At 43.5% G+C, this 24,067-nt stretch carries 20 protein-coding genes; 4 read left to right on the top strand and 16 right to left on the bottom strand.

Features of this window, described 5'->3' with window-relative positions; genetic code table 11:
• Positions 1 to 99: 99 nt before the first annotated feature.
• Positions 100 to 999: an AraC family transcriptional regulator gene (locus PRIO_RS04075; protein ID WP_020432552.1), complete on the bottom strand. Its 900-nt coding sequence runs from the start codon at positions 997 to 999 to the stop codon at positions 100 to 102.
• Between the two features lie 217 nt (positions 1,000 to 1,216).
• Here PRIO_RS04075 and PRIO_RS04070 point away from each other — a divergent pair, with 217 nt between their 5' ends.
• Entirely contained in the window at positions 1,217 to 1,972 is a 756-nt protein-coding gene (locus PRIO_RS04070; protein WP_020432550.1) for an SDR family NAD(P)-dependent oxidoreductase, read from the top strand.
• 259 nt (positions 1,973 to 2,231) lie between these two features.
• On the opposite strand, the gene PRIO_RS33690 is transcribed toward PRIO_RS04070, so the two are convergent.
• A complete protein-coding gene (locus PRIO_RS33690) occupies positions 2,232 to 3,095 on the bottom strand; it encodes a recombinase family protein (protein ID WP_020432549.1) in 864 nt (287 codons plus the stop codon).
• Between the two features lie 321 nt (positions 3,096 to 3,416).
• Between PRIO_RS33690 and PRIO_RS04060 the strand changes: the two genes are divergently transcribed.
• Complete coding sequence (locus PRIO_RS04060; RefSeq protein ID WP_046501180.1) at positions 3,417 to 7,103, top strand: hypothetical protein; 3,687 nt, start codon at positions 3,417 to 3,419, stop codon at positions 7,101 to 7,103.
• 31 nt (positions 7,104 to 7,134) lie between these two features.
• Positions 7,135 to 7,971, top strand: coding sequence for a toll/interleukin-1 receptor domain-containing protein (locus PRIO_RS04055; RefSeq protein WP_046501178.1), 837 nt, complete (start codon positions 7,135 to 7,137; stop codon positions 7,969 to 7,971).
• Between the two features lie 111 nt (positions 7,972 to 8,082).
• On the opposite strand, the gene PRIO_RS04050 is transcribed toward PRIO_RS04055, so the two are convergent.
• The 10 genes from PRIO_RS04050 to PRIO_RS04010 form a co-directional block, all read right to left on the bottom strand.
• Positions 8,083 to 8,631: a hypothetical protein gene (locus tag PRIO_RS04050; protein ID WP_020433820.1), complete on the bottom strand. Its 549-nt coding sequence runs from the start codon at positions 8,629 to 8,631 to the stop codon at positions 8,083 to 8,085.
• Positions 8,632 to 9,121: 490 nt separating this feature from the next.
• Positions 9,122 to 9,685, bottom strand: coding sequence for a hypothetical protein (locus tag PRIO_RS36545; RefSeq protein ID WP_231869814.1), 564 nt, complete (start codon positions 9,683 to 9,685; stop codon positions 9,122 to 9,124).
• A gap of 14 nt (positions 9,686 to 9,699) precedes the next feature.
• Positions 9,700 to 10,593 (bottom strand): restriction endonuclease, encoded by an 894-nt coding sequence (locus PRIO_RS04045; protein WP_197545382.1) that lies wholly within the window; start codon positions 10,591 to 10,593, stop codon positions 9,700 to 9,702.
• Between the two features lie 386 nt (positions 10,594 to 10,979).
• The gene (locus PRIO_RS04040) at positions 10,980 to 11,864 is read right to left on the bottom strand and encodes an RES family NAD+ phosphorylase (protein WP_046501175.1); all 885 of its coding nucleotides are present in this window, start codon (positions 11,862 to 11,864) and stop codon (positions 10,980 to 10,982) included.
• Positions 11,865 to 12,098: 234 nt separating this feature from the next.
• Positions 12,099 to 13,208, bottom strand: coding sequence for a hypothetical protein (locus PRIO_RS04035; RefSeq protein WP_046501174.1), 1,110 nt, complete (start codon positions 13,206 to 13,208; stop codon positions 12,099 to 12,101).
• Complete coding sequence (locus tag PRIO_RS04030) at positions 13,201 to 14,667, bottom strand: DUF5677 domain-containing protein (RefSeq protein ID WP_046501170.1); 1,467 nt, start codon at positions 14,665 to 14,667, stop codon at positions 13,201 to 13,203. Before PRIO_RS04030 ends, PRIO_RS04035 begins: the two co-directional genes overlap by 8 nt.
• A gap of 240 nt (positions 14,668 to 14,907) precedes the next feature.
• Positions 14,908 to 16,485 carry a 23S rRNA (uracil(1939)-C(5))-methyltransferase RlmD gene (gene rlmD / locus PRIO_RS04025; RefSeq protein ID WP_020428421.1) on the bottom strand — a complete coding sequence of 526 codons (1,578 nt, stop codon included), beginning with the start codon at positions 16,483 to 16,485 and terminating at the stop codon, positions 14,908 to 14,910.
• Between the two features lie 88 nt (positions 16,486 to 16,573).
• Positions 16,574 to 17,467, bottom strand: a complete 894-nt coding sequence (locus PRIO_RS04020; RefSeq protein WP_039788196.1) for a diacylglycerol kinase — start codon at positions 17,465 to 17,467, stop codon at positions 16,574 to 16,576.
• Between the two features lie 375 nt (positions 17,468 to 17,842).
• On the bottom strand, positions 17,843 to 18,613 hold the full coding sequence (locus PRIO_RS04015) for a sirohydrochlorin chelatase (protein ID WP_020428423.1): 771 nt from the start codon (positions 18,611 to 18,613) through the stop codon (positions 17,843 to 17,845).
• A 3-nt stretch (positions 18,614 to 18,616) separates the two neighbouring features.
• Positions 18,617 to 18,907 (bottom strand): YerC/YecD family TrpR-related protein, encoded by a 291-nt coding sequence (locus tag PRIO_RS04010; RefSeq protein WP_020428424.1) that lies wholly within the window; start codon positions 18,905 to 18,907, stop codon positions 18,617 to 18,619.
• A 429-nt stretch (positions 18,908 to 19,336) separates the two neighbouring features.
• Here PRIO_RS04010 and PRIO_RS04005 point away from each other — a divergent pair, with 429 nt between their 5' ends.
• Positions 19,337 to 19,891 (top strand): hypothetical protein, encoded by a 555-nt coding sequence (locus tag PRIO_RS04005; RefSeq protein ID WP_020428425.1) that lies wholly within the window; start codon positions 19,337 to 19,339, stop codon positions 19,889 to 19,891.
• 45 nt (positions 19,892 to 19,936) lie between these two features.
• Here PRIO_RS04005 and corA read toward each other — a convergent pair whose 3' ends face one another.
• The 4 genes from corA to PRIO_RS03985 form a co-directional block, all read right to left on the bottom strand.
• Positions 19,937 to 20,896, bottom strand: a complete 960-nt coding sequence (gene corA, locus PRIO_RS04000; protein WP_039836645.1) for a magnesium/cobalt transporter CorA — start codon at positions 20,894 to 20,896, stop codon at positions 19,937 to 19,939.
• A gap of 197 nt (positions 20,897 to 21,093) precedes the next feature.
• Positions 21,094 to 21,996: a response regulator gene (locus PRIO_RS03995; protein WP_020428427.1), complete on the bottom strand. Its 903-nt coding sequence runs from the start codon at positions 21,994 to 21,996 to the stop codon at positions 21,094 to 21,096.
• A gap of 3 nt (positions 21,997 to 21,999) precedes the next feature.
• Positions 22,000 to 23,289, bottom strand: a complete 1,290-nt coding sequence (locus PRIO_RS03990; protein WP_020428428.1) for an ATP-binding protein — start codon at positions 23,287 to 23,289, stop codon at positions 22,000 to 22,002.
• An 89-nt stretch (positions 23,290 to 23,378) separates the two neighbouring features.
• On the bottom strand, positions 23,379 to 24,029 hold the full coding sequence (locus PRIO_RS03985; RefSeq protein WP_020428429.1) for an amino acid ABC transporter permease: 651 nt from the start codon (positions 24,027 to 24,029) through the stop codon (positions 23,379 to 23,381).
• Positions 24,030 to 24,067: the final 38 nt, after the last annotated feature.

Below are 24,067 nucleotides of genomic sequence, written 5' to 3'. Positions count from 1 at the left end.
TGTCCGTTCTGCGCGTTGCGATTACTCAGTTTAACGAAGACAATCCGCCGGATGTCCTGGAGACACGGAACAAGCTTTTCGGCAAACAGCCGGCGTTATTCAATTAAGCGGGGATATCCGCGTGCTTTCGATTCGTCTTAGGTTCTCAGTGTCCCGGGCTGGAGATGAACCGAAGAAGCGGGAGTACTCCCGATTGAACTGTGAGGGACTTTGATAGCCAACATGATATGCGGCACTTGCTACTGGATAGCCCTCAAATGCAATGAGGTTCCTAGCCTCCAGAAGCCTTAATTGCTTTTGAAATTGAATAGGACTTAAACCCGTTGCCCTTTTAAACTGACGGTGAAAGGTATTTATAGCCATACCAGATTTTGATGCCATCTCGCCAATGTCTATTGGCTTCATAAAATTGCTGCGAAACCATTTTACAATTTCGGAAATTTTAGATAAATTGCTTTCCCGCAGACCAAATTGCCTCAGATACCATCCTTGCGGTCCCATCAAAACGCGATAAAGGATTTCGCGTTCATAAGCTGGTGCAAGAGCTGGAATATCTCTTGATGTTTTCGACAATCGCAATAAGCGCAGCCATGCCTCCATAAATTCAATATCCATTTCACAGGCTGCGAAATGCCCGGAAGCAGTCGGTAATAGATTTTCAGGAAGGTCTCTAAGTAAACTCTGAAGAACGTTCTGATTCAACTTGAGACCAAGTGACATGTAAGGACGGCCATAACGGTCTGGATGTACACTCGCCGTTGCAGGAACATGCACCGGTAACACGTAATATGATGGCCCTTCCAGGTCAGTGCTACGCTCCCCGATTGAAAGAATCTTTGTTCCTTGAACTGTAAAACCAATCATCGGCTCGTAGAGCGCTGCGAGTTGATGAGCGGGGATATCTCCCTTAATCATACTTAGCCCCGGTACTCCGGTTTCAATCTGTCGAGTGCCTGCGCCTTTCATCAGATCAATTATTTCATCAAGGACGTTATTCATGCACTTAGTTTATCACACGACTTTCTTATCCCTCAACACAGCGTTATATACATAGGCATTTTTGGGCTACTAATGTGTCAGATATAAAGGGTAATTCGGGTAAATCGAAAAGTAACTTGGTGTTTTTAGGCAATCAAAAGGCATTTTCAGGTCTATTTTATTGCCACAGATGCGGCTAAAATTAAAGCCAGATCAAACACAAAACAAGGAGGATCTTATGAAGATTGCGATTGTAACAGGTGGAAGTAATGGCATTGGAAAAGCGACGGCGCTTGAGCTTGGCAAACGCGGAATTAGCGTTATTCTCACATACAATTCCTATAAGGACCGGGCAGAAGGTGTCGTAAAGGAAATTGAGAAGAATAAAGGCGTTCGGGCATTCGCACTGAAGCTGGATCTGACTCGAATATCAACATTCGAAGGCTTTATTCTAGAAGTGAAAAAGAGCCTCCAGGACATTTGGAACCGAACAACTTTTGATTACTTAGTTAATAATGGTGGTGTCGGCGGGCCCATGATGTTCACTGAGATGAGCGAAGAATACTTCGACAAGATTCTTAATACGAACTTCAAAGGACCGGCCTTTTTAACACAACAACTTGTCGGATTCATGGAGGATGCTGGAGCTATTGTAAATACCACGAGCTCATCTAAAAACCAGTCATTTCCGGGCTACTCCATCTACGGCTCGTTAAAAGCAGCATTCTCAACTTGGACTCGCTACATCGCCAAAGAACTTGCCCCCCGCCAAATTCGGGTCAACGCAGTTTCGCCCGGTCCTACGCACAGCAATTTTGGCGACGGAGTGTTTGATAAACATCCTGAATTCATTAAGCCGCTGGCTGAGCAATCTGCATTTGGCAGAATCGGCCAACCCGAAGATATGGCGAAGGTCATTGTGAGCTTATTGTCCGATGATTTCGGCTGGGTTACAGCCCAGGACATTGAAGTGTCTGGCGGACATTTGCTTTAAGATAGCTATGTTCCCCATGTAATGTACGATTCGGAAGAACAATTAATGTGTGGACTGCTGTTTAGCCCGGATAAAAAGGGGTGTCCCATCGTCATTATCATGACTTATGGGACACCCCTCATTTTGCGGCATTCGGGATCGCCTATCCGTTGCGAACCATCAAAATGACCGACTCCACATGTATGGACTGCCGAGCGTTGCATAAATACCCCAAAAATAAAACCGTCCAACAGTCGGCAGAACCTTACATGAATTACCATCAAGCAAGCAGTTCGAGAATTTTAGAAATACCCGCAAAACAATAATAAAGCTTAACCGTGCTGTCCCTCGCAACAACGATCTTCTCAATAAAACGATTGATGACTTCTTTGTTAACTTCCTCGAATGCCAAAGCACTTGTCACGACTGCCTTCACTTCATCCAACTTTCTGGAATCCAAGGCTGCTGACATTGACGCCTCGATCTGCCCCTTATCCTGAAGTAACTTCACTAACTCTGCATCCCGATTCACAACATAGTCGTCATAGTCGGACTTGGTAATGACATCTTCCAGATACCTGGATAGCGCCTTCTCTCGAACCCGATGCTTCTTACAAGCCTTATTACCGTGCTTGTGGCTTCGCCCGCAAATGTAGCCTTTGCAATTTCTCTGGTAGTGTAACCCTCTGCCGCAGTCTTCACAGAAGATGACCCCGGTGAACAGATTGACATTCTGATGCGGTCTGCTGCTTACATCGGGATTTTCAGGCGAACGTCTTCGGTTGGATTCAATCAGTTGCTGCACCGTATCGAATACGTCCCGCGAAATAATCGCTTCGTGTGTCTCTTTGACCACAATGAAGTCCGCCTCCGTCCTTTCCCTACGTGCCTTGTTCGTCACGCTGATGGTCGTTTCCCGACCCTTCACCATATCGCCCGAGTAATCCGGATTTTCGAGGATTTGCTGGACGGATGAGCCATTCCAATAAATCGACTGCTTTTTCTTCCCTGCCACCATAGAGGGCGTGGATCCCCCCCTCTTCAAACAACTCGCGGGCGATGGCATCAAACCCTTTACCTTCGATGTAACGCCGGAAGAAATTCGATCCATGTCCACCAAGACATGAGTGAGCAACAGCGTCATTTGAGAAACCTCCCAGGTAACAAGTTGTTTCTTGTTATAACTTGGCCGAAAGGATCTCTCAAGTATTTCTAAAACAAATCATAGCAAAAGCTACGAAACTTTCCTACTCGACGTTTGTTTTGTGCTGCCGAACGCCGTTACGTACTGCCGATGCGTGATCTATTTAAACCATCGACTTAAAGTTGCCCCTATACTTGACATGGTAGTATGGCATTGTGTCCGAAACCAGAGGCAATCGACATGTACTTCCAAAATTTGATAAGATAATATGTGTGCAAGATTTATTAGCAAAAACACTACGCTAAGGAGGGCTACATACCCTTGAACTTAAAAGAAGTCAGTGACTGGATGAAAAATTATAACTTTAAGGAACTACTATTATGGATTCAAGCAGCGGCAGTTCATCCAAATAATCAATTGTATCAATTAAGATTTGAATATTTAGTTGCATGCCTGTTGTCTGTAAGACAAACTGACTTCTTACAGAAGCCCCTTGAGTATAAGGATTTCAAGAAATTTCTTGACAACTTTTTCAGAAAAACAAACATTGAATATTCGAGTGCTGAAGATTTTACCCCCTTCTCTCAATTAGAATTAATACCCTATTTTTATAACGGAACAAAGTATTATTTTTTCTATGGATCACTAGAGAGGCCGAGAGAATTCATCGAAAAATTTGATTGGATGTATTTGAAAACAGACATAGACTCTACGTTACAAGATCATCTAGCTGAGGTATTCGAAGCATCTCTTGGTTTCCAAACCAATATTTTAAACCAAATTGTTTCTAATCCAGAATCATCTGTTATTACTAAATCATATTATATTCCGTCAGTCGAGTACTTAAATTATATCGGCCAATACTTCCAAACCAATGTTCATGATTTCAAATCTATGAGTATCGGTGAATTTGAAAGTAATATTACAATAATTGATAAAGCAAACGCAGCTACATTATTTAAAAAGATTCTCATTAAAACTGCTGACGACGAGGCTTTTTACGTTCTTCCTCAACTACACACTGAGGTTTTATTCACCATTGCAGATAACCTTCTTTATTCTGAATCAAACCAAAAAATAAACCTGATAGATGCAACTAATGCATTAGCTCTACAATTAAGATATGCATGCGAAGGTTTTTTTAACAGACATTATGTTCTAGATAATATCGTGGACATCAGTAATACTAATCTGCTTAAGCAAAACGAAGTTGTAGTAAGAGTTGCAGATAATCAACTTGTATATTTTCATCTATTGCGTGTTAGAAACAACTCAGTGTTTTCTATGGATACCGCCATTTCAATCGTAAATAATAGGATTCAACAAATTAACTTTAATGATCTGATGGGCTTAAAACATTATTTTTATGATGAGCCACAGCTAGTACCACCTGAGGCATTAGAAATTACCTCTGTAATAGTTTTTGAACATACTGGTATTAATTGTCCTCCCTTTGGAGTTCCACCAACTAATATAAGTTATTTTTCTTTCTTAGATTTGAAAAGACTATTTGAACAGCTGGATTCCGGCGAAGAATTTATAAGATATGTTAAGGAGAGTAAATTTATAGGTGCTGTTTCACGAGTAGTCACAATAGATGCACTTGATAAGTTTGCTTACTTTCTGGAAAACGGAAAGAAGTTTTTTGAAAGTGGTAAGATTGCAGGTGTAATTTCATTTCCCACTCACGGATGGCATGACTACTATATGAATTATCTCAGCAAAAAGTATAAAGATAATGTCTTTGAAATTACAGAACAACTTCATCCTTATTATTACGACATGGTATTAAAACAGGGAGAGTCCGTGTACGAAATATGTAACAAACGAACATTAAATGGTGGGATTCTACTAACCCCTTCTGACACAGTAATACTGCTTAAATACCCACTTCATTTATTTCAAATTTCAAATGCTGAGGCTGTTAAAATAGGTGAAAAACTACTAAAACCAATGTTGTCCGAATATTTTGTTAAACTTCATAGTTCTTACGTTTTATTATTTCAAGAATACGACTTGCAGCTACACGAGGTAATAAATGTACATTTATGTCCAGTTGAGGAAATACTCGAAGGAGGAAAACTTAGCTTCCTTTCAGAACATCTTGATGAGATTTATGACGAGCACCCGTTTGTTATTACAACAAGGTGGAATTCCAAGAAGCACGAAAAATTCGTATTTTTCATTTATGATACAAGTAAGTTGCATCATATTTTTACTTCTGAAGAAAACCATGCTGAGAGATTATTTATATTCGAACTAACTAGGAGTTTTCTGCATTTCTACTGTAATCATTTTTCGAAAGAGCAAATCAAGAAGATTGCCCAAAATTTCGTGGATGCTAATGTCCCTATTTCAAAAAGAAGATATGGTATGGGGACATCTCAACCTCGAAATCCACGACTGAGTGAATACCACGGTTTTGAAAAATACAATCAAACAGACATTTCCGTAGTTAATAGAAATGTTGCAACATATTTACTGAGTATAGGTATCGAGCAAGGCAGATACGAAGGTGACGAAGCAAGGAAATTAAACAGTGAAATATTCCGTTTTTTGCAGAATACGCTTGAACAAGAAATAGGTAAGTTTAATTTTGATTTATTGCAGTACGCGTATACACAACTGGAGTTTATTGAAGGACATCGTGAAACTATCAACCTGCAACGTGCGATTGATTCGCTTACTGACACTGATTTTGATGTTGTTGAAAAAAATGTTGTTGAAAAGAGAGACCTTTCAAGACATTCCGTGGCTGTTAAACATATTATTGCTTCGATCTTAAAGACCGGGCTTAAAAACGGTACTGGTAATGCGATTACAAAGTTTCAATGGAAACAACTTCTCGCTGTCGCCATTATTCTTAATGAAACAACTATGTTATATGAATTAGATGAACAGAATTTAATTCCTTATAGCATCACAGTTACTGATATGTTTGAAGTCACTGATAACGTTGGAAGCTATGTTTTTGATTCCGAAGGATTTCAGTATGAGGAAAGCCGAGTAGGTATAAAAGCTTCACGTAAGAGACTTCAAGAGAATAATAACAAAATTACAGATGTAGAGCTCAATAGCGGAAAATCAAGGATCCCCGCTGAGTTGGATAGTCTGTTCAAAAGTAATTACGGATTTACATTTTATGAGATGGTCAATATACTTGCATCACTCGGTATGATAGATCTGGACAGAAATATAAATTTCCCCATAAATACAGTCACAATTGAGAAATTAATTTCTGAAGTATCCTTGATACTACCTGAGTTCGACAGAGGCAGCATTGAAAAAGTCATTGATTTTTTAAGCTTGTCGTTTTCTTCATATTTGAAAAGTGAAGAATTAATAGCCTCTCAGTTAATGCGAAGAAAAGAACGGCTAAATCTCTGCCCCCTCATTCAAATAGGGGAGCAGACAGTATTGTATGGAAATCAGATGTGCTTAACAGCCTCCTCACTATGGGTTAATTCGGTTCTTGAAGGGGACTATCCTTACAGTACAGATTGTCCTGAGAACATAATAAACGAAGTAAAAAAAATTCATAAAAGACAAGACGATGAATTAGAAATTGAAATTGAAAATATTGCTATTGAAGTCGTTGGAGATAAATGCGTTATTGCCAGACTAGACAATTTCAAAAGAATCTCCAAAACACTTCCTAAAAACCCTCCGTGTGGAGAAGTAGACTTAATAGTCATTATAGAAAAAAACAAAAACATCTTAGTTGCTGATGCCAAAAATATTAACAAGAGAATTAGACCGTATGATGTTAGTTTGGAACTGAAAAGATTTTTTAATGGGGATAAAAGCTATGCGAACAAATTGCGAAAAAAGCAAGTGTTTGTTGAAAAACACATAGATTTGTTTCTTGAGTACTCTGGGATTTCAGACAGAAGTGGCTGGAGTACAACTGCCGCTTTTATAGTAAACCATGTGTATTCATCAGCATTTTTTGATCCGGAAATAACCTTTATATTAGTGGATGAGTTTGAAGAGTATTTACAACAATAAAACTAAATGTAGGAGAAGGAAGGAAATCCCAATGGCTAAACAGCTTGAAAGAAATTATGTGTGGGAATGTGATTATGGAGACAGGTCTCATCTTGTACCCGTTCTAGAAACTTTATTAGATGAACAAGATGCTTCATCATTACAGATGGTAAATGTAATGGTGAATCACAATATCTACAATCTTGAACTTTTTATTGTATTAAGTTACGACAATCCCATAGAAGATCATATCATTAATATGAAAGAACTATTCTTAGATACTGGAGTCAGATATCGACCAGATATTACATATGATGAACTGTTTAAAGAGATGGCTCATCGAAGATTTAATTGTATGACACTAATTGATTCAGAGCTTGTTGAGCTACGGTTTAATTCGTTTTTCGAGTACAAAGAAAAAAAGGAAGTAGCGAATATAATTTCAATGAGACCCTTGGGAAAGAAAATACCAGTATTTATAAGCCACACTTCCAGAAACAAACCAATTATTGAGGATTTAATACCTTTCTTAAACGCAGCTAACCTTCCAATTTGGTATGATGATATCAATATTGACTATGGGGAATCTATCGTTGGAAAGGTACAAGAAGGGATTAAGGATTCAGGATCTGTTATCTTTTGGATAACAAAAGAGTTTTTAAAATCTAACTGGTGTCAGATCGAAATGGAAAGTTTTTTAGTAAGATTAGCCGGAAAAAATGATATTTTGATTTTAGCTGTAGTACATGAAGATATTGAAATCGAAGATCTCCCTGTATTCATAGCAGGAAGGAAGTTTTTGAAAGTTTCTGAAACCGATACAGTGGAACATATAGCACGAAAACTAATTCCTCCACTCTATAGATACATGGAGTCAAGGAATAAGTAATCAAGAAAGTATCCTTTTCAGATGAGATAGTTTCTGACATTCTAGTAAATTTCCATTAATGAAGATCATGAAAATACATCAGGCTGCCATATAATATGCAGCCTGATGTGCTCATGCAGTTATTTCTTCGACTCCTACTATTCTGACACTTAAACCAGAGTTAGGACCTGCAGGCAATCCGAGCGCTGTATCGACTCCAATATTGGAGCGGAGATCGCGTAGGAGCGAACGCGCATCTACTATTGTTCCAATTTTCATTTCCGATTCAATTCTAGGACTACTTACAGCCTTTGCCCGATATACAACTAGCTGGCCCTGCTCTTCTTCAATTACCTCTCTGCAAAGAGCACGAATGTAGTATCTGTTAAATTCGCCTTCAGAAAGTGTATCAGCAGCTGTTACTGGTACACTTACTAATGTAACACCATTTTTTGTTCTACGGGACTCCTTTGCATTAAGATGGCCGTTTCTAATTACACTAGCCAAGGTAGTATCGTTACCCGATTCCATAGCGTCTCTTAAAAAATCAATGTAGCTCGCTTTACCGATAGAATTTAGCCTTTCACTGATATATACAGTAGCTGCTTCAATATCAATCTTTAATTCATCTAGCATATACGCCCGCACTTTTTGATCTAACTTTTGATAATTCAGTCCCATTAGTACACCCCGATTCGATAAGAGTTTACAATTCCAACCAAATGACACTATCAGTTTACAATAACTAACAACTCAAATCAAATATAAACGTGCAGAAATAAGAGAAAAATCATTGCTGTTAATAAAAGTCTAATTCATGATGGACAAAACTTCGGATCACCTAAAACAAGTAACAGTATCAGAACAATTACGATTGATGACGCAACGTTAGACGCTCTAAAAAAGCCATCAAGGACGTATTACAGCGGAGAAGTCCATTGACTCCCCCACTTTATCAACACAACGATCCATGCAAGCTTGGTGCGATAGCGAGGGGATTGCCAAGGATCGGATGAAGTTGTACAAGCACAACAGGAACAACTGCCAAGTGCCAATCCATACTCCATAACTGGATGCGATCTCCAAGTCTGCTGTTCTTAAATGCCTGGTTTTATGGGTTTTCATAATTTAGGTTTAAAGTTGGATTAATGGGTATTGAGAATAATATAAATCAATCAATCCTGACACAAATATGATACAAGCTAACCGTTCTACCCGAACGACTGTGATTGGTCTTCATTATTCTTAATTCAGAATACCCATATTCATCATCAATACTTGTGTCTGATGAAAGTAAAGGTGAAGGATAGCTGTACTTAGCCACATGCACAGAATATTTTTCCCAGAAAGAATTGAAATCCGCAATTTTGACGTAAGATAAGCATACATTGAATTTATTTCCTGAAGTATCGTATGAAAAAATCTTATCCAAATGCTCGTTAATGTAGTTTGTACTTAAAGAACTAAGATTCATTGCTTCAATAACAGTAAACGGTAATCTGTCTTTTGACACGAATATATCAAGTTCACCAGAACCTTTGCCTGACGAAGAACTTCCTCGTCTAGTTTGGTCTTTTATGTTATAACCGATGGCTGCAAGCATGTCACCAATATAATCATTACGCTCGTCTTCACTTGCATTAGAATAATACTTTCTTGCTTGTAAAGTTAAACAAGCTACAATTAAATTTTTGATAAAACCTTCTTGCGAATCGAGATCTCTTGTAAAATTCATAGAAGGATGCTGGCTCACTCATTCCTGTACTGTCTTCTTTTGTGGGAAATAATTTTAGGTAAATCCTTCACCCAATCACTGCCCAAATGAGCATTAAGAAGAAAGTTAATATCTTCATATGACCATATTTGTATTCTCTTATCTAAATTTTTAAGATTTTCATTTACATAACCAGTACAAAATACAACTCCTCGATTTACTTCTTGTTTCATCAAAACATAACCAAACGCTTTAACTTGCTCAGGTTCTAACTTGGTTGTTTTGTACAGCTTACACTCGACGTATACACACTCTTCACCATCTGGTCGCTTTCCTCGGGCAATAATATCTTTTCCACCATCACGTGTGGCTGGTGTCCATTCTGTTTCATAACCCATTCTTTCATAAAGATCTTCAATTAACCACTCAAACTCTACTGGCTTTAGTTGAATGATTTCATCTATTGGGTTCTCAAAATAAATAAATTTAGCCTCAATTATCTCACAACATTGTTCTATACCAGTAATTCTGTCATCTGGCAAATTGGGTTGTGCTAGCAAATAACTTTCAAGCGCACGAATTGCTCTATACGGTTTTGAAGGAAGGAGTTCTAATATCCAAGTAAGCCCTTCCCACGCTTCTTGCTCATTCTCAATTCTTCTATAAACTTCACTCTCCAAAACAGCACTAGCCCTCTCCACAAACTCATCAATACCAGATTCCCTCATTTTAACAAAGTTCGTATAATTCGAAATATCGAGAGGACGAGTAATGGGAACCAAAAGCGCCCTAATCAAATCTTTCACTTTACTCACAGGCTGAACTGCAATGTTTTCGATATAATCATTTAGCCAGTCATCATAGGGTATACGACAAAATGGATAAACAGACTCCTTCCCGCTGACAACAAGCTCTATCCATTCGTCCAATGAGTTAAAGTTATTTGAATAATATATACTGTTTTATAGCTCATTAAATCCCTCCTTAGAGACTATACATAAGCCAATACTTATTTATCCATTCATTCCGTGTTGCGCACACTCATTGATGAATTGGTTTACAAAGCCAGAAGTGTTCCTGTAGTTGTGCTGCTCACTGTAGCCCACATGATCTCCAAGAGAGACGCTATCAGAAGCCTGCGACCCCATCAGCATCCCCTCATTAGACTGAACAGAAGCTGTTACCAGACTAATAAATCTAATCAGCGATAGTCCTCCGACAAGTAACAAGGCTGTGGGATCTGAACACAACATACTGGGTTGTCTTGTAACAGAGCATCCTACCCTTTATAACTCTCCACAGCATATTCCCTAAATTAATTTTTGTTATTACGTTCTTTCTCTTTATCAATCCATTCAAGCAAATAATTAACGTGTTTTTCGTTTTCCTCAGTTTCATCAGTGTTCAAATCACTAATATTCAGATAGTGATCTTTTCTATCAACATATTCTCTAACCGTATCTTTTATCTGTTCAAAATCATACTTAATTTTATTCGCTTTATACAATTTTTCACTAAATTGAATTAACCTGAATTTCTCAGGATAATAACAAACAATGTTGTCACCAGTAGATTGCACGCTTTTAAAATATAATCCATTTTCATTAAACTTCATGAGTACATCTGACATAAACTGAGTAATCAAATACTTATACCTGATTTCATTATGAACAGGCTGAGTTAGTACTTCATACCAAATCTTTATTTCCAAATCATTACCATAGTCACTTAGATTAATTAGTTCCATGTCTTCGACACATTCAAATTCGCCAATACTACATGCCTGTCCAACTTGCAAATGAACTTCTGCCAAACAAGTCTCCAGATCAGTTGCTAGGTACAAGTAGGAAATCCCTGCTCTATTAAACCTTCCACCTGCTGTATAGATTGGAGGGGGAGTCTCGATCATATTACCGTAATATGGTAGTTCAAATTTAGTATTATAAGTTCCTTTTGATCCTGAAATCAAAAAACTACCTATTCTTCCACGAAAAAAACCCTCTCCTTCTTTTAAGATTTTTCTAGAGAAGTTTTTTCTTGAAAAAAAATCTAAGTATTTATCAATTATTTTTTCTGGATTGTATTCCTTTAAATCGCTTTCGAGCATTCGAGAAAACTCTTTTTTGTAAAATAAATATTCGAAAGAGTCCTCTCTTTTTCCGTAAAGTTCATCTCCCAATTTACGTAAAACATTCTCCATACAACAGTGTTCCTTTCTCAAACTACTCAGAATTAATAGGATTAACTAAAAAGTTACCTCTTGTTTACGAAGTAGCAAATAAGAAAAGTAGCTAACTTAGTACTTCTTTAGTAATATACCTGCAATAATGTTATCCTATCTTTCACTGCGCACTCCACAAATTATTGCCAACTTCTACCCCGATCGTACTAATGAACTGGCTAATCCGCAGATTGAAGTGTTCTTTTTGTTTTCTTAATTATGCATAGGTAAAAGTGATGAACATTCCTCTTGTATTAGTGAAGCAATTTCACTGACTTGCAAATCAAAAACGCTTTTCCCCTTACTCCGAGACTTTTCAATCACAGAATCGATAATACGATTCTCGGAAACATAGGAATGATAATCAGAAAATGTGATGGAGGAAAAATCATAATTCCCGTACATCTTTTGAAATATATAAGCTATGGTAGTCTGTTCTAAGAGGGTAACAGCTACTTTATCTTCCGATATCATAGGATACGTAAGTAATAAATAATTAAATACTACATCTGATCTAATAAATGGTATTAATTTGTATGAAATAGCTATTAGAATAATGTCCATGATTTGCATGAAAAACTGCCCTATTGCCATTAAAAAAATCTCTGCATCCCCCATCCTTTGTCTTAAAATATCAAGAGACAGAGTATCATTTAAATTCTTTTCAATTCGTTCTTGCAGAGAAATAGAGACATCACTCTTATCATTGAGGATTAATTTATCAAGTAAATCTGCTCTGATATCTTGTTCTATCACCTTAAGGGAATGATATTTATCTAAAAATTTTTCCTCTGTTGCACAGGGGTTAACAAAAAGGCTTGAGATAAACGAGTAAGAGCTTTTCTTTAAAAAGGCCATTCGATCTTCTTGATCATCCGAAAAGATATCATCCAAAGGTAGAACTATGAAATAGTTCGAGTACTCTAATAGGACATTTATGCAATCATTTACAACCTTGACTAAGTAATCCCTTACTCTCTTTTGTTTAATCGCACTGCTTTCGGTTACAAAGAAAGTTCTCATTTTCGAGACAGGATCTGTAAATATACGATATTGCCCACAAGGTGCGAATTCATAGTGCCCATCATTTTTCAGATCAATATACATTGCTCCTGCAAGAAAACTACATTTATCATCTGTACTTATCTTCTTTAGAAAAAAGTCAATTATCTCATGTTTTCTACGCCAAAAAAGTGATACTTCCTCAAAGAAATATGCCAGTTCATTGTTTGTGGTTTCTTCATCCGTTAAGCAATCGACATATTTGCTTATCAGGTCTAAATATTCCTTTTGAATCTTAACGATCGGCTTCAATTCAATCATCTAGACCACCATACTTATCTATAAAGAAGTCTGGAAATTCATAAAATGAAGATAACTGATTAAATAGTTTTTTCAGAACATACTCACAGTCATGTTCAACACTTCTAAGTTTCTGCTCAAAAGTAATGTCGGGGACAGTATGATATTTATGAGAAGGATTATCACAAAAAATCATTGCACTTTCTCTAATAGCCCCCCACAATCCATGAGTGAAGTTAGTATCATATTCATAATAAAGATCGTAAAGATCATTTTCACCAATGGCTTCAAATTTCTTTCTTACATTTTGATTATCAAATAGCCTTGTGTCCATATTGGTGAATTCTTCACCTTTATCTTCGTTAAGCAATGCTTCTAGTACAGGAAGTGCAAAGTGGTGTTTTTCGAGGTCTGGTTCAACTTCTCTAGCTTTGAGAATTACATATTTATACTTACCTATTCCGTATTCCTTAAAAGCTTTCCAAATGTCTGGTTGGTCTTGTTCTTTCAACGACATGTATTTTAAAGTCACATACACTTCTGTAATAGTCCTTAAGGCATTTCTACCTAAGATTCCATCTCCAATTTGACTTTCAATCACTTCTTTATAAATTTTCAATGCATAAGTTGCTATACCCAAGCAGACAGAAAATTTCTCGTCCGTAAGTAGCGATTCTTTATTATTAGCCATTAAGTAATCGATAGTATTAACGGCTTCCTCTAAAAAAGACATACTTCCACCTACCTGTTCACCATAATCAATAATAAAAGTTCTACACTTTGTTAATAACCCAAGACTATGCCAAAATCGTTTTGCAAAATCTCCGTTATCTTCTCTAAATCTTAAAGCCATTTCAGATGATCTGATTAGCGGGCGATACAATCTCATTTCTGGATGGTCATGAGATAGTTTAGGATACTCAACTAATGCCTTTGTTATTTCCATTCCTCTAGCAAAATGAATACGATCAGCGAAAACGTTAAACCATAAAATTAGAAACCTAATATCTGTAGCTTCATTTGTTTGATGGAATAGATTTTTTTTAATTACATTTTGTAGGGTAATAGTTTTTTCATCTATTGATGTTTCGCAGTCTGAAAAATACTCATAAAAGAGAGCATATTTATCTGTACGGTATATTATTGTTAGAGGGGATAATACTTCTCTAGTAGCCCATTTACATATTACTTCGTAGTAAGTCCTCTGCTTTTTAGGTTCTAGCTCAAAAATCTTCGATAGAACAGGAATGCTCAATTCCTTATCAATCTTCGATAATTCCCCTGCAATCCTGCCAACTAAATTTAGTCCATCTTCCCTGCCGTAATGATCTAGAATCAATGCCAACCATAAATATTCTGGTAACCACTCAATAGCCCATGGAGATAAAGAAAGTTGATCTCCTAAATTGCTATTAAATGGTGTATATAATACGCCTTTTTTGAATGAATGATCAGAGAGTTTGCTGAATTGCTTCCCCATACCTATCACATCACAATCGTATTAATTAAGTAACTTACAACTAAATCTCTTGAATGCCATTTCAACATTCCACGACATAATATTTCGTCAAATAACTCCAATATCCTCCACGATAATAGGAAATCTAAGCCAGCTCAGATTGAAATGTTATGTTTGCTAATACATCTTATTATAAAAACAAAAAGCCCTCTCACAAAGGATTGGGCTTTTGATATAGGTAAATGTGGCTCTAAATCTAAATCATTGTGTTCTTTCGAGCGACACACAGCACTCCACATGCACCGTATGCGGGAACATATCCACCGGAGTGACCTCCACGGTCTTGTACCCGCCATCCTCCAGCACCCTTAAATCCCGCGCCAGGGTGGACGGGTTGCACGACACATACACCACCCGCTCCGGCTTCATTGCCAGAATCGTATCCAGCAGGCGAGGATCACAGCCCTTGCGCGGCGGATCGACGACGATGACATCCGGCGTTACACCCTGCTCTCTCCAGGTAGGGATGACATCCTCGGAGGCGCCGACTGCGAACTCCACGTTGTTCATGCCGTTAAGCTTCGCATTCGCCCGCGCATCCTCGATCGCTTCAGGCACAATCTCTACACCATACACCTTAGCCGCGTGCTGGGCCAGGAACAGCGAAATGGTCCCGATGCCGCAGTAGGCGTCGATCACTGTCTCATTCCCGGTCAGGCCTGCGTACTCTACGGTTTTGCCGTACAGCACCTCGGTCTGGGCCGGGTTGATCTGGTAGAAAGAACGGGGCGAGATAGCGAATTGCACATCGCCGATGTAGTCATAAATGACGTCTCTACCCCACAGCACGCGGGTTTCGCTGCCGAAGATTACATTCGTTCGCTGTGTGTTGACGTTCTGGCAGATGCTCTCCACCTGCGGCAGCGCCTCGCGGATGCTGCCGATCCAGGCATCCAAATGCGGGATATCGCGGCCGTTTGTGATCAGCACCAGCATCATTTCGCCGGTGCGGAAGGCCTTCTTCACCACGACGTGGCGAAGAAGGCCGCGTCCGGTTTCTTCATCGTAAGCTGTGATCCCCAGGTCTCTGCCGATGCCTTTTACAGCAGCAACGACCGCATCGTTATCCTCATGCTGAATCAGACAAGTCTCCATGTCGACGATCCGGTGGCTGCCCCGGGCGTAGAAGCCGCCGACAAGGCCGCCTTCGGTTACGCCGATGGGCACCTGGGCCTTGTTGCGGTAGCGCCAAGGCTCGTCCATGCCCAAGGTAGGACGGACGATAATGCCGTCAGAGCTGCCGGCAGAATTTGCTGCTTTGCTGCCATTGCCCGCTGTCTCAGCCAGCTTAATCCCCGTATCCTCACGGGAATCTGAATCGCCAGCGGTGTCAGCCAACGCACCTTCCAGCTTGTCCGCGCCTCTCCCCGCTGCCCCCGCCACCTGCAGCTTCCCAATCCGCTGCAGGTTGTCCACCACCAGCTGGCGTTTCCACGCCAGCTGGGCGGTGTAGTCCATATGCTGCAGCTGGCAGCCGCCGCATTGGTCATAGATCGGGCAAGGCGGCGCGATCCGGTCGCCGCTGGCCTGGACAAGCTCAAGCAGCTTGGCGTAGCCATACTGCTTTTTGGTCTTAAGGACCTTGGCGCGGACCTTCTCACCGGGAAGCGCGCCCTGCACAAAAAGGGTAAAGCCCTCTACGCGGCCTACCCCTTCGCCTTCATGGGTCATGCCGATAATATCGAGCATGACCTCGTCGTTCTTGTACACTGGCAGTCCGGCGGCAGGTGCCGAGCTGTCCCGGCGGCTTGCGCTGCGTCCACTGCGTTGCTTACTCATCTATTGGGTTCACTTCTTTCATTATCTTCACTGTTAAGCATCTTAACTATCATCCCCGGAATCTGTATCATCATTTAGTTACTCCCGGTCAATTATTCTGTGCAAAAATCTGCAGATGCTGCGGCAAAATGCTGAATTGGCCTGGCAGTGTCCCGCCAAGCTCGCCGTCCAGATTCAGCTGGACATAACCGGGGGAGGTGACCTCCATCGCATCGGTGCGGAAGTATACGACTTTCTTATCTTGCAGGTGCTCGCCGCGGATCGCCAGGCTGACCAGCCGGATGAACTCGGCCAGGTTGCATTTTTTGACTCCGATCACGTCGAACAATCCATCGTCAATGCGGGCATCTGGAGCAAGCTTCTCGAAGCCGCCTACGGAATTGGTATTGGCAATGAGAAAAAGCATGAACTCGTCATGAATCAGCTCCTGCCCGTTCGCACGGATGTACAGCTCCTGCGGAGACAGGCTGGCCATTTTTTCAATACCCTTCAAATAGTAAGCAAGCTGGCCCATCATGGTCTTCAGCCTGCTGGGAACCTCGTATGTCAGCTCGGTCAGCCTTCCGCCGCCGGCAATATTAATGAAGTAACGGTCGTTGGCTTTGCCGAGGTCAATCAGGCGCGACTCCTGGCGGAGAATCAGATCACAGGAATCCTCCCAGTTCTTCGGAATGCCCATCGCCCGGGCAAAATCATTGGTAGTCCCCAGCGGCAGCACACCCAGCGGAGGAAGATTCGGCTTCTCAGCCATACCGTTGATGACCTCGTTCAGCGTACCGTCGCCGCCTGCCGCAATGATCAGATCATAACAACCGCGCTCCACAGCTTCCGCCGCCGCTGCCGTTGCATCGCCCTCTCCGGTTGTTGCATGGCATGTGGCTTCAATACCGCCAATATCCAGCCGGTCCAAAATATCGGCGAGCCGCTTCTTCATTTCCTCCCGACCAGAAGTGGGGTTATAAATCAATCTCGCAGTTTTCATTACCGGAACGCCACCTGTTTTTATAATAGATAACCTTACTGATTATACCCAATTCGGGGGCACACAAGCAATCTCGGCATGCAAAAACGGCTTCACTGTCCTTACAATCAGGCGCCAGTACCGTTTCAGCGGGTAACGGAGGAATATTTACAGCATGAAGTTATACATTCATATATTTACAGATGAGAGGAATATTTCTGCATTTCTGCAGGAGGGACAAGCTTGTTCCGCCGCCAGACATCCATGCCGCTCCTTCGCGGCACTTCCGGCGATGAAATTTCGGAAAGATCCCCAATCAATCGGCCTTGGATAAATATATGTATGCAGCAGCAGGGGAAATAAATACCGGATGCGTGTATACTTGTAAAATATCCTTTAGCAGTGTTCCCCAAGCTGCTCCAGCATAAGCTTCACCTGACGCTCTATCCAATGCGGCAGCAAGGGATGCGGCAGCAGCGTCTGGCCCGAATAGGCATATTCTAAGTCGCGGAGCCGTTCGGGAATCACAACTTTGGTGAAATAGCCTTCACTTAAAAAAAGCGGAGCCACCAATACCTCATGACCCTGCTCCCGCCAATACTCCACCTTGCCCCGTACACTGTCCGGGTTCAGCAGCCCGTAATCCGCCGCTGCCGCTCCGCTGATCCGGCGCACACGCTCCGCCAGTGAAGAGATGCCCTGCTGCCAGCGCTGGCGGAAGCCCTCATGCCTGCTGCCATGGCCCACGAGCAGAATCGTCTCCCGCTCCGGATGCTGCGACAAGCCGCGCAGCTTATCCCAGATCATAACGGCAATATCCGGGTCATCGTCGACCGGGTACCCGTAATGCACCTTGGCTTTGACGGCAAAGCGTTCAAGCTCGGTTTCCTTCTCAGGCGCAGCTTTGGCTCCCAGCGCATACTCTATTTCGTCGACATGCGTACTGCCGGAAGACACAAACAAGGGGATCACAATAATATCTGTGACCCCTGCATCTTCCAATCTGTCTATGCCATCCTGAATCAGCCGGCCTTCTACCAGCTCCAGAAAAGAAGCCTCAACATTCAGCTCTTCCCCAAGCGTTAAATGGCTTACAGCCTCATCGACCATGGACACCCAGGTCTTGTCGCGTGAGCCGTGACTGATAATCAGTATGCCCGGCTTCATGAATTAGCGTCCCAAACGTTCCAGCGTTAATTTGTAACCGTCATTGCCGTAATTCAGGCAGCGCTTCACACGCGAAATCGTCGCCGTGCTGGCTCCGGTCTCCGCTTCGATCTGATTGTATGTAGACCCTTTGCCCAGCATACGCGCTACTTCGAGACGCTGCGAGAGGGATTGAATCTCATTCACTGTGCAAAGATCATCAAAGAAAACATAGCATTCTTCCATATCCTTTAATGTCAAAATGGCTTCAAATAATTGGTCTATACTTTTATCGTTTAGCTTCTTAAGCTGCATCGATTATCATCCCCTAAAAGTTTGGTCAGTGCTGACATCACTGATAAGATATTCTTCAAAAAAAAGAGTTCAGAAACTTAAAATTAATGACCATCTTGCCTCTACTATATTGTACTGGAGCACATTTTTCAAGCATTAACGGTTTCACGCTGTAAAGAACGAAATCGACGGACAGCCGTCCACCCCACACGTACAAAATTCACCCGGCTAAATATCTTCTTTTTAAGAGTTCAGAGGATTTACCGCCTTAACTATAGTACTACATAAGCGCCGAAAATCAAGCATGGTCACGTTTTCTTCACTTCCGGCCCGGCCGGGTGGGCATCCGCCCTTTTCCGCTGCTGCCCCGGTAAACCGGGCGTTTGTCTATACCTTATGTTCGCCTATGACATACAGTATAGCAAACCACTAACGAAGGAATGTGATGTTATGCCTCATCATTACTATAATCATTCCCGCCGGGGTACGCGTTCGCTGGCTGAGCCGTATCCTTCATCGCCGTATCCCGGAATCAGTTCATATGCCCAGCCTCCCCTGTACGGGGAAGCCGCAATGCTGCCCGCCGCAGGAGCGGAAGCCGCTGCAGAAACGGCACTAGCCGTTCCCGTTGCAGAAGCCGCCCCCGCCAAGCCCGGCGGGTTACTCGGAAGCCTTGGCAATCTGGGCAACCTTGGCAATCTCGCAAATATGGAACAGATCAAGGGCATTGTTGACCGGCTGGGCGGTATAGACGGCATTGTCAGTTCTATGGGCAAGGTGCAGAAGGTTATGCAGGGATTTCAGCAGATGGCCCCGATGGTGAAGCTGGTCATGGGCAGCTTTGGCAAGAAAAAAGGCTCGGGCGGTGAGCTTGCCGCTGAAGAGGACGCCGCGCTCTACAGCCCCAAACGGCGCAAGAAGAGACGCCAGCAACCGCAGCCGCGCAAAAAGACGGCTCCAAAGAGCCGCCGCAAATCCTCCTCCGTTAAACGCCGCCGCAAGTAGGCGGCGTTTAACGCTTGTGGCCAACCGGAGCCCGTTGATCCACGCTCACTTGAACCAGCCGCTGCGCCGGAACCAGCGGACCATGCCCGCGCCGAGCACCAGCATCAGCAGTAGCACCCCAAAGTAGCCATATTTCCAATCCAGCTCCGGCATGACCCGGAAATTCATGCCATAGATCCCGGCAATCAGGGTCAGCGGCATAAAGATGGTCGTTATGACCGTAAGGGTCTTCATAATCGAGTTCATCCGGTTGGAGTTGAGCGAGATGTAGCTGTCGCGCAGATCGGCGGTCATTTCCCGGTCGACTTCGATCATATCGGTCAGCTTCAGCAGATGATCATAAATATCGCCGAAATAAATCCGTTCCTCCCCATTACTCTGCACATGCTGTGAGTTCAGAATCCGGTACATCAGATCCCGCATCGGCACAATCGTCCGGCGGAGCTTAAGCAGACGGCCGCGCACATTAAAAACCTGGCTCATCAGCTCTTCCACCGACTCGCTGCCCCCTTGGCTCTCCAGGTCGGCAAGCTCGTCCTCCAGACTGTACAAGCTTGGAAAATACCGGTCCACCAGCTTATCCATCACCGTGTAAGCAGCAGCCATAGGACCGCCTGACCAGCCTTTACGGCTGTGGATTTCCGCCTTCACCATCTGCCAGGCCTCTTCCATCTCCTGCTTCTCCTGATGATGATAGGATACGAGAAACCGTTTGCTGAGGAACAGGTCTATCTCCTCGGCTTCCAGTGTCCGCTCATTGAGCGCATGCAGCACAAAAAACTGCACGTCCTCATAATAATCCAGCTTCGGGCGCTGCAGAATATGCATGCAGTCTTCAATGGCCAAGGGATGAAAATGAAAATATGTATCCAGCAGCAAAGTCTCCTCCGCTGTAGGTGTGGAAAAATCCGCCCAAACCCAGGCATAGTCCGCAATAGTGATGTCCTGAAGCGGCAGATCCGTCAGCACCTCACCTGTATGGGTTACTGCAAGCGTTCGTATCATACGCGTCCTCCGTCTATTTCTTTCCGTCAGCTCTTTTCTTCTACTTAACCATTGTACCGCAAGAAGCCGCTTCTTCCCAAATCCCCGCTGCCCCACACACTTCCGCAAAAAAATAACCTTCGGAACGGAACCGCTGTATAGCAATAGCAGTCCCGTTCCAGAGGTTTATTACACTACATTCAGCGCCCTGCTTCATCTCAGCGGTTCATGCCTTCCATCAGCTCCAGGTGGAGCACCTGCAGGAACTTCTTGATGTTGACCTTGACCTTGCCGGATTCCCTGCCCTGTTCAATCTCCTTCATCTTCAGCCGCACCTCTTCAAAATCGAAATAAAGCGGCGCGTAATACTCGAATTTGGGATTGCCGTAATCGGTAATGCCGATAGAAGCCAGGTTCGTCAGGCCCGCCGCCAGCGCCCGGCGCAGCCGCTGCTCAATCGCTTTGACTTCCTTGGCCGCTTCGGCGGGAACGGTTTTGTAGGTGGCGGCCGCCATCTCATACAGTTCCTTGAGCGGAGGAAGACTGTCTGTGTTTTCTTTTGCCGCAGCGAGCTCCATGATTGTAATAATATCCCGGCTTCCGCTCTCCGAGATCATCCCCATATTCATCAGGATGGGCTGAATAATCTCCTTGACCGTACGTTTGCTGGCCTGAACCGGCGGCAATCCGAACTGCAGCCCTTCCAGCTTACCAAGGCTCAGCTTAATCTCGTCCAGATAGCGGCCCAGCGCGTAGCGCTCATTTATTTTGTGCAGCACCGACTCTACCTCAATTTTGTTGATCGGCTTGCGGATGAAGAACTCAATTCCGCTGCGGTACGCGCGGCTGACCATGTCCCCGTTCTCAATCTGCGAGATCATCACGAACTTGGAACGGCAGCCCTGGGACTGCAGTGAAATGATCGTTTCAATTCCATCCTGATCCGGCATCAGCAGGTCCATCAGCACAATATCGGGATTCTCGCTCAGAATCAGGCGTACTCCATCCTGCCCGCTTTCTGCCGTGCCGGCCACTTCGCCCAGCCCGCTGTCCTCTATAATATGCTGCAGCATTCTTCTGGCAGCCCCATCATCATCCACTATACAGAAAGAAAGCGGCATGCTCTATTCCTCCTTTCGCAGCTGTGCCGTCGGCACAATAATCTGAAACATGGCCCCTCCGCTATGGGAAGCCGGCTGGACGGTTATTTCTCCTGCAAATAAATGAACAATATCCCGTACATGTGACAGCCCGATCCCCGTCGCCGCTACGCCTTCTTCATTGAATTTGGTCGTGAAACCAGGCTCAAACACCAGTTCCAGGTCGCGTTCCGGAATCCCGCTGCCGCTGTCGGTGACGGTGAACAGGGTATTGTCTTCTTTTTCATACATGTCCAGAGAGATACTGCCCTTCCCTTGGATCACTTCAACGGCATTGGCGGTGAGATTGTTCAGCAGCGTCAAAAGGGGGATGTAGCTGTCCGTGGTGTAATCAGAGGTATGTTGGATGCTGAAGCTGATCTGTTTGCCGAGCATTTCTGCATAGTTGGCATTGCTCTTTACGGTGAAGCGCAGAATGTCGGATATCGGCATATCGCCGGTAACCTCACGTTCTGCCAATTTGACAAGACCCGCCAGAATCCGCTGGGAATCCTTCTTGACCTCATGAATCTGCTGGGTGATCTCTAGGACCTGCCTGCTGTATCGCGGCATCTCTTCCTCGGCCTTAAGATTCCGGTACAGCTCGTAGCTGCTGAGCGTTACATTTTCCAGCGTCCCGATCGATTTCTCCAGATAAAAAACTTCACCGTAGAGCCCCGAGCCGAATCCTAGCATCTGCTCAATCCGCCGGGTCTGCTCCCTTTGGGTGATCCTGAGCTGACTGACCGAAATGCTGCTGTACACCCCGGTGGTAAAATACGTGCGCAGCACGGCAATCGCCATCAAATAAGTCCATTCATTCAGCCGAAAGGTGGCCGAGTCCAGCACAATCAGCCGGGTCAGCAGCTCCATTTCATTGGACAGCAGATCAATCAGCGCAGCCACCCCGCCGAGCACCAGCGGATGGAAGGAATCGATCCGGCTTTTGATCAGATTCATCAGCAGCGCAAACACTATATAATAGACCATAGCTGAGAAATGGCTGGTCAGGCTCTGCAGGAGCGTCAGCCCGCTACCCCATACGGCATCCATCGCAGTACGGAACAGCAGAACAACAATCCCTGTAGCCACTCCGGTGATCACATAGGGCAGCCGCCTCATTAAAAGCAAAAACAGCAGAAAAGCGCTGCTGCCCATTGCAATCCGGAAGATATCGCCATCAAACGGATTTATTTTGAATTCTCCGGCTACTGCCGTACCGGCTGCGGCCATTGAGATTTGTACAAGTCTTGATTTCAGAAAAGATTGTCCCATCACTCACTGCTCCTGCCCGGGGATGTTGACAATTATAGTATCATAACCGCCTCTCATTTTATACGCATTCCTGCATGGATTCTCCTGGTTTAGGCGGTTTTATTCTCCAATTTCCGCGAAACGACCGACAGCATGTAATTGACGGCAAAATAAATTAGAGCCACCAGCATCAGTGTTGGTATCGCGTAGCTGTAGCTGTGCCCGATGACAATGTTGGCGTTATGCATCAGCTCCGGCAGTGAAATGACTACCGCCAGCGAGGTATCCTTCAGCAGGGATATGAACTGGCTGACCAGCGGCGGAACCATCCGCCGGAGTCCCTGCGGCAGCACGATATGCCACAAGGTCTGAAAGCTGCTGAGCCCGGAGGAGCGTGCGGCTTCAATCTGTCCCTTATCAATAGAAGTAAGTCCGCCGCGGACGATCTCGGCAATCATCGCAGCCTCGAATATGGTTAACGCGACAATAGCCGCTGTAATCAGGCTCATCTTGATACCCACCTCAGGCAGCGCGAAGCGGACGAAGAAAATAATCAGCAGCAGCGGCAGATTGCGGATCAGCTCCACCAGGTAGAACATCACCGGCGATAATACCGGAATCCCGGCGTAGCGGACCACACCAATTACGCAGCCGATTACAAAGCTCAGGATGATCGACACAAACGCCACGATCAGGGTAACGTACAGCCCGTCGAGCAGAAATTTCAAATTATCGGCAGAGAAGGCACCGGCAAAATCCAAAAGAATCCCTCCTTAATGCTTTGATTGTAAAGGTGTTG

Origin of the sequence: Paenibacillus riograndensis SBR5, assembly GCF_000981585.1 — a bacterium.
In the GTDB taxonomy this organism is placed as follows: domain Bacteria; phylum Bacillota; class Bacilli; order Paenibacillales; family Paenibacillaceae; genus Paenibacillus_AQ; species Paenibacillus_AQ riograndensis.
The sequence above is the reverse complement of the archived record's forward strand: the minus strand, read 5'-3'. Positions and strand labels throughout refer to the sequence as shown.